Origin of the sequence: Streptomyces sp. CA-135486, from assembly GCF_050936555.1 — a bacterium.
In the GTDB taxonomy this organism is placed as follows: domain Bacteria; phylum Actinomycetota; class Actinomycetes; order Streptomycetales; family Streptomycetaceae; genus Streptomyces.
On the sequence record NZ_JBNJMM010000002.1, the window covers coordinates 3,163,851 to 3,177,765 of the forward strand.

The following is a 13,915-nucleotide window of genomic DNA, read 5'->3' on the forward strand; positions in this document are numbered from 1 at the left end:
CCCGGCCCTGACAAAGCCTCCGTCAGGCGTCGGTCGAGGCCTCCGCCCCGGCGGCGCCCTCGGCGGCCGCGATCGACTTGCGGACCTCGTCCATGTCCAGCGCGCGCGCCTGGCCGATCACGTCCTCGAGCGCGGCCTCGGGCAGCGCTCCCGGCTGGGCAAAGACCGCCACATTGTCGCGGACGATCATCAGCGTGGGAATGGAGCGGATCTCGAACGCGGCGGCCAGCTCCTGCTGAGCCTCCGTGTCGACCTTCGCGAACACCAGGTCGGAGTGACGCTCGGCGGCACCCTCGTACACCGGAGCGAACTGCCGGCACGGGCCGCACCAGGAAGCCCAGAAATCAATCAGAACGAAGTCGTTGTCGGTCACGACCTGATCGAAGTTTTCCTTGGTGAGCTCAACAGTGCTCATGACGTGCTACCTCTTCCTGATGTCCGACGGACTCGCCCCCGACAACGGTGCCCGGGGCCGTGCTATTCCTGCCCCTGCCCATGTGGCCAGGGCGCACACCCGGCACCAGACTGTCTCTATGACGGAAGCTGTGGAATACGACGTGGTGGTGCTGGGCGCAGGTCCGGTGGGGGAGAACGTGGTGGACCGGGTCAGGGCGGCCGGTCTGAGCACAGCGGTCGTGGAGGCCGAACTGGTCGGGGGTGAGTGTTCGTACTGGGCGTGCATCCCGAGCAAGGCTCTGCTGCGTCCGGCGATCGCCCGGGCCGACGCCCGCCGGGTTCCCGGTCTTCGCCACGAGGCGCAGGGGCCGCTCGACGCCGAGGCCGTACTGGCTTGCCGCGACTATCAGGTTTCCCACTGGAAGGACGACGGCCAGGTCGGCTGGATGGACTCGACCGGCGCCCGCCTCTACCGCGGACAGGGCAGGCTGCGGGGTGTGAAGAAGGTCGTCGTCGACGGCCTTGAGGGCGAGCGCCATCTGCTCACCGCCCGCCACGCCGTCGTCGTCGCCACCGGCAGCCGCGCCGTGCTGCCCGACATCCCGGGCCTGGCCGGCGCGAAGGCGTGGACGAGCCGCGAGGCGACCAGCGCGCAGAAGGTGCCGGGGCGGCTTGCGGTCGTCGGAGGGGGTGTGGTCGGCGTGGAGATGGCCACCGCCTGGCAGGCACTCGGCTCGCAGGTCACCCTGCTGGTACGGGGCGGGGGAGTGCTGCCCCGGATGGAACCCTTCGTCGGCGAGCATGTCATCGAAGCGCTGACCGAGGCCGGTGCCCAGGTCCGTACGCACACCGTCGTCGCCTCCGTCGAGCGCACCGGCGGCACGGGTCCGGTCACGCTCGTCGTGGACGGCGGTGAGCGGATCGAGGCCGACGAGGTCCTTTTCGCCACCGGCCGCGCCCCGCGTACCGACGGCCTCGGCCTGGAGACGGTGGGCCTGGAGCCGGGCAGCTGGCTGCCCGTCGACGACAGCTGCCTCGTCGAGGGCAGTCGCTGGCTGTACGCGGTCGGCGATGTCAACCATCGCGCGCTCCTCACCCACCAGGGCAAGTACCAGGCACGGATCGCGGGCGCGGCGATCGCGGCCAGGGCGCAGCATGTGCCGCTGCTGGAGTCCGACTGCTGGGGCGCACACGCCGCGACCGCCGACCACTCGGCCGTCCCACAGGTCGTCTTCACCGACCCGGAGGCCGCGGCCGTCGGCCTCTCGCTCGCCGAGGCCGAGGCGGCCGGCCACCGGGTTCGCGCCGTCGACCACGACCTGGCCTCGGTCGCGGGCGCGAGCCTGTACGCGGACGGCTATCGCGGCCGCGCCCGGATGGTGGTCGACCTGGACCGCGAGATCCTGCTGGGGGTCACTTTTGTGGGCCCGGGCGTCGGCGAGTTGCTGCACTCGGCCACGGTGGCGGTCGCGGGCGAGGTGCCGATCGAGCGGCTGTGGCATGCGGTGCCCGCGTTTCCGACGATCAGCGAGGTGTGGCTCAGGCTGCTGGAGACGTACCGGGGTTAAGGGGGGTCCGATGTCCGTACGCCGGGTTGTGCCCGACATCTGTACGACGTCCATGGCAGAGAGCCGGGACTTCTACGGTCTCATCGGTCTCGAGGAGGTCATGAACCACGGTTGGGTCGTCACCCTGGCCTCTCCGGACAATCCCACCGCCCAGATCACGCTCGCCACGCACGACGCGACCGCGCCGGTCGAGGCCGATATGAGCATCGAGGTGGACGACGTCGACGCGGTGTACGCGGCGATGCTCGAACGGGGCGCGGAGATCGTGCACTCGCTGCGGGACGAGGCGTGGGGTGTACGCCGGTTCTTCGTACGCGACCCCAATGGGCGGGTCGTCAACGTCGTCAGCCACCGGAGCTGAACCCGCCCACGGCCCTGGCTGGGAATCCCGCCCGCTGACCTGGCCAGGGCTGCCGTGCTACTCGGGTATCACGGTCGATGCGGGCGCCCCGCCGGAGACCACGTCCCCGGCCATCGCCGTCGCCATCCGCAGATGCGGCGCGGCGTCTCGTGCCGCCCCTGCCTCTCGAGCGTGCGGCCCAGCATCAGCCGGCCTGTTGGTCGCATCCGGTCAACAGAGGATGGTGGTTGAATATTCTACTATCCTTTGAGGCGTGGGGCTGACGGCTCGCCCCCGTACAGGAATAGGTTGAGCGCCATGAGCAATCTCGATCGTCAGGCCGCCCTCTCCGTCTGCGGCGGTCGTGGCTTCGTCGTCGCCGAGCCTGTCCGTGAACTTCTCAGCCCCCGCCGGGTCCAGCTCGGCGAGTCCACCGTGGTCCGCCGTCTGCTGCCCAACCTGGGCCGCCGGATGGTCGGCGCCTGGGCCTTTGTCGATCACTACGGCCCTGACGACATCGCCGACGAGCCCGGCATGCAGGTCCCGCCGCACCCGCACATGGGGCTCCAGACCGTCAGCTGGCTCCACGAGGGCGAGGTGCTGCACCGCGACAGCACCGGAAGCCTGGCGACCATCCGGCCGCGCGAACTCGGCCTGATGACCTCCGGCCAGGCGATCAGCCACTCCGAGGAGAGCCCGAAGCCGCATGCGCGCTTCCTCCACGGAGCCCAGCTCTGGGTCGCGCTCCCCGACGCCCACCGCGACGTCGAGCCGCACTTCCAGCACCACGCCGGGCTGCCGACCGTCACCGCACCCGGTCTGACGGCCACCGTCATCCTGGGCGAGCTCGACGGCGCGGCCTCGCCCGGCACGACCTACACCCCGATCGTCGGTGCCGACCTCGCGCTCGCCCGCGGGACCGAAACGAGCCTGCCGCTCGACCCCGACTTCGAGTACGCCGTGCTCGCGATGTCCGGCGAGGCCCAAGTGGACGGTGTGCCCGTGCTGCCGGGGTCGATGCTCTACCTCGGCTGCGGCCGCACCGAACTCCCGCTGCGCGCCGAGTCCGACGCCGGGCTGATGCTCCTCGGCGGCGAGCCGTTCGAGGAGGAGATCGTGATGTGGTGGAACTTCATCGGGCGTTCCAACGAGGAGATCGCGCGGGCTCGTTCGGACTGGATGAGCAGTTCACGCTTCGGCGAGGTGAAGGGTTACGACGGCGCTCCGCTGCCCGCTCCCGAACTCCCGCCGGTGCCGCTGAAGCCACGGGGACGGGTGCGCTGATCTGCGGTCCTTCGATGCGGACGGGTCTACCGACCGAAACCATTCGAAAGTCTGCGATCATAAAGGATCCAAAATAGACAATTATATCTAATGCCGGTAATCGGATCATTCCTCTCCTAGTCTGGATCCCGAGTACTTCGGTCAGGCATGCGGGGGGAACGCCGATGGGTCATGTTGCAGTCCGACTGGAAGCCTTGCTCTCGGAGCGGAAAGCGAGGCTCGCGCACGTCGATGAGAGTGTGCACCGGTGGAACGCCGTTACCGACGGCCTGGCGGCCTTGGAGCGCGCCGTAGTCGAGCTCCGCGCGCATCCCGATCTCCCCGACGACGTACGCTCCGAACTCACCGCACCGCCCGTGCGTGAGACACAAGCGATCATCGCCGAACTGCTTGAGCTGTACGGCGCGATGGCCGCCCGCTTCGCTCGGGACACCGTGAACATCGGCGTCAGCGGCCGTGCCCGGGTGGGCAAAAGCACCCTGCTGCAGTCCATATCCGGACTGACGGACACTCAAATCCCCACCGGTTCCGGCCTCCCCGTCACGGCGGTCCGCAGCCGCATCCACCACACGAGAGGGGTCGAACAGGCCGTGCTGCGGCTGCACACACCGGCCTCCTTCCTCGACGAAGTCGTGCGCGCGTACCACGCCGAGATAGGCATCGCCGGTATGCCGGTGACCCTGTCCGAGTTCCAGCGCTGGCACTACGGGGAGCCCCAGAAGGACTGGCCCCATCACCGGGTCTCCGTCCTGCGCAGGCTGCGCGAGATGCAGGATGCCCTGTGGTCCTTCGAAACGGAGTTGTCCGGCGGCGAACGCGTCGTGTCCCTCGATGAACTACGCCCCTACGTCGCCTACCCGACCAACGAACAGGTCGAGTCCGGCGCCAAATGCCCTCGCCCCTACCTCGCCGTGCGCGATGTCCGTATCGAATGCGGCTTCCCCCACGGCGAAGTCGGCCGCCTCGGCATCGTAGACCTACCGGGCCTCGGCGAGAACGCCGTGGACGCCGAACGCCACCACCTCGCCGGCCTGCGCCACGAAGTGGACCTGATCCTCCTCGTGAAGCGACCGGTGGAGGGCATGGCCTACTGGGGCGCCGAGGATGCCAACGCCCTGAACCTCCTTGACGAGGTACGCGGCTTCATCCGCCAGCGCGGCGACTTCGTCCACCTCGTCCTCAACGTGGGCGAGCCCGACCGGGCCCTGGCTCCCGCCCTCCGCGATGACATCCGCCGCCAGGTCAACGACGGCGAGGACGGACGGTACTTCACCGTCCTGGAGACCGACGCTGTCAACGCTCACAAGGTGGGCGAAGAACTGCTCCACCCACTCCTCGGGAAGCTCGCGGCAACCCTCCCCGCGATGGACGCCGACATCCTCGCCGGGACCGCCCGCAGGGCCGCAGAGGTACGGGAGACTGTCGCCGACGCACTGCGCCAGACCCGCCGTGCGCTTGGCCGGGCCCGGTCCCGCACCGCGGCACCGGCCGAAGATCTGGAGTTCCGGGTCCAGCAACTGCTCCGCGATCTGGCCACGGAGCTGGCCGCCCTCCGCGCCGAACTGTACGAACAGGCATACGCCGAGCAGGAGGATCCCGACTACGTGGCAGCGGTCGACGCGGCCCATCGCCACCTGCGTGAGTGGCTGGCCGACGGACTCGGAACCGAGCCCGCAGCCGACGCCCCGGGCGAAGACCGGGAAACGGCCCGTGAGAGGTGGTGCGAGGACGCCCTACGCACGATGCGTGTGGACCGCGCCAGCGGGCCGTTCGCCTCCGATGAGTTCAACCGCATCCGCGTCGAGGTCAGTCGGCGGTTCTCCGGCGTCAACGACTATTTCGGGCGGTGCGTACAGCAGTTGTGGGAGCGTGTGGCCGCCGTCCTTGCCGATCACACCGGCTCCCTGCTCGACGGAGTTCAGGGGGTCGAAGCCCTGCACACGCTGGCGGATCTCGCCCGCACCGCCGCCGAACCCTGCCCTACTCTCCACGAGGCCGTCACGGACCTCATCGACCTGCGCCTGGAGTACCGCACCCAACTGCATCCGCGCGTACGCCGTGAACTGGAACGGCTCAGCTTTCAGGTGTCCGACCCTCTCACTGGTGAGCCGCACGACCAGATCACGGTCACCGTCGACCGGGCCGGCGCACGCGAACTGTTCGGCTTCATCGGCGAACGTGCCGAGCAGGCGGCCCACCGCACGAGGCAGGCTCTGCTGCGCGAGTCCATGACCCCAGCACTCGTACTCCTCTCCGCGGTGGAGCAGTTCGACGACATGCTCATCCGCTCCGCCAACGCCGAACGCGATCTGCGCCGTCTCGCCCGGAGCTACCGCAACGAGCTCTGGCCTGGCGTGTACGAGGGACTGGACTCCGGTCACGCCAGATTCGCCCGCGTGGAGTCGGCCTGTGCGGCCGTGCAGGAGGCGCTGGACGACGGCACGGGCCAACAAGGCCAGCGGGACGGGGTGGGTGTGCGATGAGCTCGACGCCGCTGGGAGCCGGTGAGGACCCGATCTTCAAAATCGGAGTGCTGGGCCCGACCCGGGTCGGCAAGACTTCGCTGATCGCCTCCATCCTGGCCGACAGTCCGCGGATATTGCGCGGCACCCCGGTGACGCTCAAACCACGCGGCAGCGCGACGGAGAAACGCATCATGCGGCGGCGCGCCGAGCTGGACGGTGCGGTGCTCGCGGGGAACTTCAGCCCCGGAGCACTGAGCGGTACCCAGTCACCCGTCTATTTCGACCTGGCACTGGAGGCCGGCATCTCGGGTGCCGGAATCCAGCTGAGCATTCTGGACTTCCCCGGCGGCTGGCTGAGTGCGGAGACCCGCCCGTCCGACGTGGAGAACGCCTGGCAGGAATGCCGCTCCTTCATGGCACAAAGCAGTGTGCTGCTGATTCCCGTGGACGCGAGCGTACTGATGGAGGCGGTGGAGACTCGCCATCGGCGGCTATTACCCGGCATCCTCACCACCCCGGAGGTGGAGGCGCTGACGGAGGAATGGGCCAAAGAGCGGATCATGAGGCCAGACGAACCGGCGCTGATGGTCTTCGTGCCGGTCAAGTGCGAGACGTACTTCGCCGACAACGGCGGCACACGCAACGACGCCCAACTGCTGCTGGACTCCGTGCTGGAGCTCTACCGGCAAGCCGCCGAAATGGTATGGCTGAACGCCCCGCACGCCCAGATCCTCTACTGCCCGGTGGACACGCTCGGATGCGTAGATCTGATCACTGCCGATTGGGAGCCGAGCACCGATCCGGGCGGATTCACCTTCAAAGCCGACTTCGGGATCCGCAAGCCCGGCCGTATTTCGGTGCGGGGCGCTGAGGACGTGTTGATCTCCGTCTGCCGGATTCTGGCCACCGCCCGCCAGCAGGCCGAGGAACTCGAGGCACAGGAGCACCGGACCACAGCCGCCGCAGCCGAAGCCCTCTACCGGCAGAGAGAGGGCTTCTTCCGCAGCATCAGACTCTGGGCCAACGGCACTCGGTCGGCCCGCCGTGAAGACGCCAAAGAGAAATCAGCCGTGGCGGAACGTACGCGTATCCGTGCCCTGCAATTGGCTGACGTAGTGGACCAACTCGCCTCCCGTCCTTTCAGTAGCCGCGTGCGCACGGTCGTGCGGGCAGTAGATTGAGCAGGACAAGGAATATGAATGGTTATGTGATGTCGCGGGGGCACGCGCGCCCGGACGACTACGACTTCCTCGGGGCCGCGCCCCCCATGGAATGGTGGAAGAAGTACCACCCTTACGCCGACTTTGAATACCCGACGCTCCTCGTGGAATCCAGAAAGGATCAGTGGCAGCTCTATCTGAGCGGTATCCGTTCGGAACGAACCGATGCGGTCGGTACGGCGATCCGGTTCACCCTCGTCCTCAGTGGGCGCTGTGGCGACGAGGCCGCCCCCAGGGCGGCCAGGCTCGCCGCCCAGTGGCTGGCGGACCTCGCAGCGGGGAAACCGGCCGGCGAAGTCGGCCGGTGCCTGGACTTGCACTTCCCGGGTGAGGCGGTCGACACGCTGCGCGGCCGGCGCGACACGGAGGCAGCCGACGAGACTGGCCGACTCCTGGACCAAGCGCTGTCGGCCGTGCAACTGCTGCCGACCCCCGGAGCGGCGAAGCAAGCCATGGAGTCCGATCCTCCCGATCCCTCGTCGTGGCTGGGTGGCTTGCCCCATGACCGTCACCGCGAACTCTTCATTTCGTGTGTCGAAGACCTGCTGAGCGGCGAAATGAAGGGACGGGCCCTGCTGCTGAACCTGGTAGCCCGGGCATCTGAGGCTCCCGAGCTCAAGCACGGGGAGCGCCTGTTCGTACTCAGCGAACGCGGGGACGACCTGTCGGCCACGGGCGGCCTGGTGCCGCTCACGGGAAAAGCATCGGGCCCGGAACGTATCGGGCCGGATCCGACGGCCCGTCGCAGCCGGATGAATGCGAAAAAGACAGTAATCGCGATAGGGGCGACGATCGCCCTGGGCCTGACGATCTGGTATGTGGTCGACAGACTGACCTGAGTTCCCCCTTCAGGGAACGTGAATTCCGGATCCTTTATCCGGGAGACAGGCTCTTCACATTCGACGCGGAATGGCGCCGTGACAGCCCGGGCTCACCCACCTGGACAGCCATTCTCATGGGCAGGTCCGACGACCCTCGATCGGCGGGCATGTCGGGGGAGTTGACCGCAGAATTGTCCCGCCCGCTTCGCAGCTGGTGGGACATGGCAACCGAACAGTTAGGCTTCGGCGGCCACGAGAAGATCGTGGACGCGAAAACCGCCCTCGGACAGGTCACGGCGATCATCACTGTACGGATGGAAGTGACCTTAAGGATGAGGGGCGGTGCATATCTGGTGAGTTTTTCCATAACGGGTACATCGACCCCGAGGCCTCTCGGGAGGGGCCGGGAGGTGAGATGGCCCGAGGTTCCGGTGGAGCTCTCCGGAGAGCTGACGACGCTCAAGCTGGAATGCCCGGTTCTCCTCTCGAAGGAAGGTCAAGAGGGGACGGGGCCGTGAGTGAGGGGCTGGTGGACGACTGGTCCCACGGCTGATCTAGAGTCGGCGTATGGCGGAGGCATCGGCTCGGGATCGCGGCATGCGGTCCCACGACGCGATTCTCGGCACGGCAACTGAGCTGATGTCCCAGCACGGTTACGCCGCCACGTCCATATCGATGATCTCCGCCGCATGCGGACTCCCCGCCAGTTCCATCTACTGGCACTTCGGCAGCAAGGACGGCATCTACCTCGCGGTGCTCCAGCGCGCAAGAATCTCCTTGCTGGCGGCCCTGCCCCCGGTCGACGTACCCGGCGCGGATGTTGCGCAGCGCCTGGACGCCTTCCTCGAATCCGTCAGGGACAGCTTCCAACGCCACCCGCACAGCCTGAAGCTGCTGCTCGCGGTGGGTATGTTGCGGCAGGACGCCAGTACCGCGGCCCTGGCCGAACTGCGCCACTACCGCGACGCGTTGTTGGCATGGGCCCAGGATTCCCTGAGCGTCGTCTTCGACCTGAGCCGGCGCCCCGAGGTGTCGGACGAACTCGCCCGCTTCACGCTCAGAACGGCGAGTGGAACCGCGGTGGCCCGTTGGTTCGAACCGGCCACTTCCCTCGAGATCGAGCCCCTGCGCATCGCGTTGCTGGCCCTGGCGTCCCACCACGGCGTTTCCGTGACGAGGGCTCCATCGGCGACACGCGTCACCGACGTGTCGTGAATGGAACTTCCTCGCAGAGCGTGGGCACCGTCAGGAGGTGGCGTCCGGCTGCCAGAACGCGCAGTGGTGGTCGGCCGCGAAACCAGTGGTGGGGGCGGTGCGGTCCGGAGCCAGAACCTGGATGCGGTCACGGTCGGCGGTGTATCGCGGCCAGATGGGGGCGCCGGGCCCGTTGGGGTTGCCGGCGGCGACGAAGCGGGCCCAGTATCCGGTCATCGTGACGGACAGCCGGCGCTGTGCCGCAGTAGTGAGTGGCAGGGCGTCCATCGGGAACAGATAGGCCAGTTCCGAGGCGTGGAAGGCGCCCTGCGGGGTGTGCGGCGCCGGGATGAACGGTGGTGCCTGTGGATCGTTGAACTCATAGGCGTAGACGGGGACCCGGCCGCTGTACAGGCGGCCGTCGGCACGCGCCGGGCAGGCGAACCGCTGGTCGGTGCCGACGGCGGAATAGGCCAGGTTCGGGGACGGGTAGGCGGACGCCGGATACGTGTCGAGAATGGCGGCAGCCCGGTCAGGTTGCTGCAGCCTGATCAAGGCGGCATAGGTCTGGGGCGTGAGTGGCCCGCCGCCGAGCAGATCCACGTTGAGCGCCGTGAAGTACCGGTACTCGTCATGGGTGCTGCCGTTCAGCGTCGGGACCGCGTTCACCCGGTCTTCGGCCCACGCCTTGTGCGGCGGGATCGGAAGGATGGGCGGTGCGATGTTCGGTGTCCACAGGGACGTCGCCCCCGGGGCGCCGCGGATGAGCGCCCCGGTGGGTAGGGCGCGCAGGCAGGCCGGTACGCGGGACGGGTCGGTGCAGCCGACCGAGGCCGCGAAGCTCTTTCCCCTGCTCTCGGCGGCGGCCAGGGGGAGCGGGTTGAGAGCGTCGGCGGACGCGCAGTTGCCGCTCTGCTGGATGGCCTGGTGGAACAGGCCCCGCGCGGTCGGCGAGGCGATGTGGAGGCAGCTGTCCAAGGACCCGGCGGACTGGCCGCCGAGCGTGACCCTGGTCCGGTCACCGCCGAACGCACCGATGTTGCGCTGTACCCAGCGCAGCGCGGCCTGCTGGTCCATCAGCCCGTAGTCGCCGGACGCTTGGTGGGTGCTCTCGGCCGACAGGGCGGGGTGTGCGAGGAAACCCAGTGCTCCGAGACGGTAGTTGACGGTTACGACGACCAGACCCCGCGCGGCAAGCGCCGATCCGTTGTAGTCGCTCCCGGCGCCGTAGGAGTTGCCGCCGCCGTGCAGCCACACCAGCACCGGCAGTGTCCTGCCGCCGGTACGGGGCGGGGTCCATACATTCAAGTACAGGCAGTCCTCCGACGTACTGCCGGTGCGGTTGGAGTCACCCGGAAGGACCGGCCCCCCGTCCGGGAGCAGTGTCAGCGGCAACTGGGGGCAGGGACTGGCCGGTGCGGTGGCGTCCCGCACGCCGGACCATGGCTCGGGCGGCCGGGGCGAGCGCCAGCGTAAGTCCCCCGTGGGGGAGGCGGCGAAGGGGATGCCCTGGAAGACGCGGCCGCCGTCGGGCCGGACCGTGCCGCGGACCATGCCATGCGCGGTACGTACGACCAGCGGGTCGTGGCCGGAGTCGGAGGAGGCCGCCGGAGGCGCGCCGACCGACAGCAGCAGTGCGGCGACGGTCGTCGCGACGGCGGTCACGGCTCGGGTAACGGGACGACGTACGCTGCGGAATCTCATCGGTCTCCTCTGTTGGGTTCCGTCCGCCTCGGCGAAGGAAGCCACAGCGGTGGACGTCTGGCAGCCGGCGCCGTCGCGGACCTGCGGGGAGCCGGGGGAGAGGGAAGGGCGGACGAACGCGACCACCAGTCCGCTCGTGTCAGGCCGACGTGCCTGTCGACGCCGGCCGGCCGAGAACGACCGCGCTCTATCGGCGCCAACCACGTTGCTCTGTAGTGAGCGTTCCATTCAGGGACGATGCTGTCCATACAACTGACGAGGAAACGACGGGACGAAGCTTGAAAAGCCCCCACGCCGACCGCTGCACGGTGCGGCTGCCTCGAGGGGGTCCACGGCCTGATGCTGGTGAGCGCCCCCGGCCCGGCCCAGCACGCCGTGCGGCAGGTGTTGAGTCCGGCCCTCGAACTCCCGTCCCATGAACGGAGGGTGGCGACAATGACGGGGTGCCCGGGACACGCCCGGGCACCCCGTGGTCGCAGTGGAGCCCGCCCCTCCTGGGCTCAGGCGCCTCTCAGCCGGAGCCCCATCGGCGTGCCGGCTCCGGCCGGTCGGGCGGCGTTGCAGAAGTGGGCTGGTTCTCCGGGACGGCGCCGGCTCCCACGAGGATGCGGACCTCAGCCTCGGTGAAGTCCGCCCCGTCCGCCTCCCTAGGGTCGAGGAGCGATCCCAGCAAGCCCAGCAGGAAGCCGAGCGGGATCGAGACCACTGCGGGGTTGCTGAGTGGGAAGAACGCGAAGTCCGCCTCCGGCAACAGCGCGGTCGGACCTCCCGACACGGCGGGGGAGAGCAGCACCAGCCCCACTGAAGCGAAGAGCCCCCCGTAGATGCTCCAGAGCGCCCCTCTCGTCGTGAAGCCCTTCCAGTACATGCTGTAGAGAAGGGTGGGCAGGATCGCGGACCCCGCGACGGCGAAGGCGAGACCCACCATGAACGAGATGTTCAGGGCCTGGGCGTACATGGACAGCACTGTCCCAACGAGACCGATGAGCAGCACCGAGCCCTTGGCGACCAGGAGTTCACTCTTCTCCGACGCCTTGCCGTTCCTGAACCCGACTTGGTAGAGGTCGTGCGCCAGGGCGGTTGAGGCAGCCAGGACAAGCCCGGCCACCACGGCCAGGACCGTGGTGAAAGCGACACAGGAGATGAGTGTGACGAGGAACGCGCCCCCCAGGAACTCTGCCAGCAGCAGAGTGGCCGAATTGCCCGAGGCGCTGTCTGCCGTGATGGTGCCCCTGCCCAGCAGCGCCACGGCACCGAATCCCATCACCCCGGCAAGGAGACAGAACGCGAGCGTCAGGTAGGTCGCCCACTGGACCGATCCGCGTGCCGCGCGAGCGGTGGGCACCGCGCCGAGCCGCATGAGGAGATGCGGTAGTCCCGCTGCTCCCAGCAGAACCGCCAACTGCAGGCTCAGTGAGTCGAGTTTGCTTACGCTGTCGTCGCCGTAGCGCACACCGGGCTGGAGGAAGGCATCCCCCAGGCCGCTGTTGTCCGCCGCCCGGTTCAGCAGGCCCGCGGGATTCCAGCTGAACTCCGACATGACCTGGAGAGCCAGAAAGGCGCCCCCGCCCAGCAGGATGACGGCCTTCACCAACTGGACCACGGTGGCTGCCCGCATCCCGCCGATCACCACGTAGATGATCATCAGCAGGCCGAGCGATGCGACCAGCGCCTGTCGCGCTCCCTCTCCGTCCAGGCCCAGGATGGGCGCGGCCAACGCCCCGGCGCCGACCAGCTGAGCGATGAGGTACACCAGGCAGATGACGAGCGTGGCGACCCCCGCCGCCCGGTGGACGGGCCGAGAGCGCAGGCGTCGTGCGAGGCTGTCGCCGACGGTGAACCGCCCAGTGCTGTGATACGGCTCGGCGACCAGCAGGAGCATCACGATCCAGGCGACGATCGGTCCCAGCAGGTAGGGGATGCCGTCGTACCCCGTCAGTGCGATCACGCCCGGGGAGCCGAGCAGGGTCGCGGCGGACATGTAGTCACCGAACAGGGCGACTCCGTTCCGAGCCGGGGTCAGCCGACCGTCGCTTATGTAGAAGTCTCCCGGCGTGACCCGGTCCGTCGTGACCAAGATGGCCAGCAACAACGTGCCGGCGACAAAGACTGCGAAGACCACGAACACGGGGAACGCCTCGGGGTCGGCGAGCTTCAGAGCTGTGGTCACCGCGCGTTCTCTCTCTTCTCGAAGCGGGCCCTCAGACGCCTGCCGTCAGGATCGAGGACGGTCCTGGCGTGACGCGTGTACCACCGGACGGCCAGGACGGTGGTGAGGCACTGGATCAGGCTGAGGATGAGACCGATGTTCAGCGGTCCGGCTACTCGTACGGCCATGAAGCCCCGCGCTTCGCCGGCAAGCAGCGCGTTGAGCAGGTACAGCGCGACGACAGCGCCCGCGACGGCGAAGACCGGGCGCCGGCGTGCCGCCCGCAGTCGCTGCAGGCCCTCGTCGGTCTGGAGCTGCTCGAAGACGGACAGCGCCGGCTCCCGTGGCGTTCCCGGTTCCCACAGCGAAACAGGCTCCCGGGGCGTACCCGGATCCCACGGCGGGGGCGGGGGGACCGAAGGGCTCACGACGCCCCTCCCAGCGACGGGGCGCGGCGGTCGGCGGCAGCGGGCCGGCCCGTGGTCCGGTGTGCCTCGCCGGTCCGGTCGCGAGCCAGGTCTTCCGCCATGCGAAGGGCCCACCTCCGCCGCACCTCGTTCATGCCGCCACCTCGCGCTCCCGCCTGGCGCAGGGCTTCGGCGTACCGGCGACCGAGCGCGCCCGGTTCGTCGAGTTCCGAGACGGTCTGGGCGATGGCTTGGCGTAGCTCGGTGTTGGAGTAGAGGGACTCATGGTCGAGTCGGCTCAGATACAGCGCCGATACCGGAGATGGATCCTGTTCGGGATGCAGGGGAATGCGGCTCATTGCCTGTC

At 68.6% G+C, this 13,915-nt stretch carries 13 protein-coding genes; 8 read left to right on the plus strand and 5 right to left on the minus strand.

The genetic code is table 11. The features are described from left to right. Positions 1 to 22 precede the first annotated feature (22 nt). Entirely contained in the window at positions 23 to 415 is a 393-nt protein-coding gene (trxA, locus tag ACQEVG_RS34115; protein WP_432991088.1) for a thioredoxin, read from the minus strand. A gap of 118 nt (positions 416 to 533) precedes the next feature. Between trxA and ACQEVG_RS34120 the strand changes: the two genes are divergently transcribed. The 8 genes from ACQEVG_RS34120 to ACQEVG_RS34155 all read left to right on the plus strand — a co-directional run bounded on the left by ACQEVG_RS34120 (position 534) and on the right by ACQEVG_RS34155 (position 9,309). Beyond that, complete coding sequence (locus ACQEVG_RS34120) at positions 534 to 1,964, plus strand: dihydrolipoyl dehydrogenase family protein (protein WP_432991090.1); 1,431 nt, start codon at positions 534 to 536, stop codon at positions 1,962 to 1,964. Between the two features lie 10 nt (positions 1,965 to 1,974). Beyond that, positions 1,975 to 2,325 carry a VOC family protein gene (locus ACQEVG_RS34125; protein ID WP_432991092.1) on the plus strand — a complete coding sequence of 117 codons (351 nt, stop codon included), beginning with the start codon at positions 1,975 to 1,977 and terminating at the stop codon, positions 2,323 to 2,325. Positions 2,326 to 2,622: 297 nt separating this feature from the next. After that, positions 2,623 to 3,588 carry a pirin family protein gene (locus tag ACQEVG_RS34130; RefSeq protein ID WP_432991094.1) on the plus strand — a complete coding sequence of 322 codons (966 nt, stop codon included), beginning with the start codon at positions 2,623 to 2,625 and terminating at the stop codon, positions 3,586 to 3,588. A 278-nt stretch (positions 3,589 to 3,866) separates the two neighbouring features. Further along, positions 3,867 to 6,071, plus strand: coding sequence for a hypothetical protein (locus ACQEVG_RS34135; RefSeq protein ID WP_432991096.1), 2,205 nt, complete (start codon positions 3,867 to 3,869; stop codon positions 6,069 to 6,071). After that, on the plus strand, positions 6,068 to 7,234 hold the full coding sequence (locus tag ACQEVG_RS34140; RefSeq protein WP_432991098.1) for a hypothetical protein: 1,167 nt from the start codon (positions 6,068 to 6,070) through the stop codon (positions 7,232 to 7,234). Before ACQEVG_RS34135 ends, ACQEVG_RS34140 begins: the two co-directional genes overlap by 4 nt. Positions 7,235 to 7,248: 14 nt before the next feature. Further along, positions 7,249 to 8,112, plus strand: coding sequence for a hypothetical protein (locus ACQEVG_RS34145; protein WP_432991100.1), 864 nt, complete (start codon positions 7,249 to 7,251; stop codon positions 8,110 to 8,112). Positions 8,113 to 8,315: 203 nt separating this feature from the next. Next, on the plus strand, positions 8,316 to 8,612 hold the full coding sequence (locus ACQEVG_RS34150) for a hypothetical protein (protein ID WP_432991103.1): 297 nt from the start codon (positions 8,316 to 8,318) through the stop codon (positions 8,610 to 8,612). Between the two features lie 49 nt (positions 8,613 to 8,661). Beyond that, positions 8,662 to 9,309: a TetR/AcrR family transcriptional regulator gene (locus tag ACQEVG_RS34155; RefSeq protein ID WP_432991106.1), complete on the plus strand. Its 648-nt coding sequence runs from the start codon at positions 8,662 to 8,664 to the stop codon at positions 9,307 to 9,309. A gap of 30 nt (positions 9,310 to 9,339) precedes the next feature. Here ACQEVG_RS34155 and ACQEVG_RS34160 read toward each other — a convergent pair whose 3' ends face one another. The 4 genes from ACQEVG_RS34160 to ACQEVG_RS34175 all read right to left on the minus strand — a co-directional run bounded on the left by ACQEVG_RS34160 (position 9,340) and on the right by ACQEVG_RS34175 (position 13,907). Then, positions 9,340 to 10,992 (minus strand): carboxylesterase/lipase family protein, encoded by a 1,653-nt coding sequence (locus tag ACQEVG_RS34160; protein ID WP_432991108.1) that lies wholly within the window; start codon positions 10,990 to 10,992, stop codon positions 9,340 to 9,342. 511 nt (positions 10,993 to 11,503) lie between these two features. Further along, positions 11,504 to 13,162, minus strand: coding sequence for a solute symporter family protein (locus ACQEVG_RS34165; protein WP_432991111.1), 1,659 nt, complete (start codon positions 13,160 to 13,162; stop codon positions 11,504 to 11,506). Continuing rightward, positions 13,159 to 13,569, minus strand: a complete 411-nt coding sequence (locus tag ACQEVG_RS34170; RefSeq protein WP_432991113.1) for a DUF485 domain-containing protein — start codon at positions 13,567 to 13,569, stop codon at positions 13,159 to 13,161. Before ACQEVG_RS34170 ends, ACQEVG_RS34165 begins: the two co-directional genes overlap by 4 nt. Then, positions 13,566 to 13,907: a hypothetical protein gene (locus ACQEVG_RS34175; RefSeq protein ID WP_432991116.1), complete on the minus strand. Its 342-nt coding sequence runs from the start codon at positions 13,905 to 13,907 to the stop codon at positions 13,566 to 13,568. Before ACQEVG_RS34175 ends, ACQEVG_RS34170 begins: the two co-directional genes overlap by 4 nt. Positions 13,908 to 13,915: the final 8 nt, after the last annotated feature.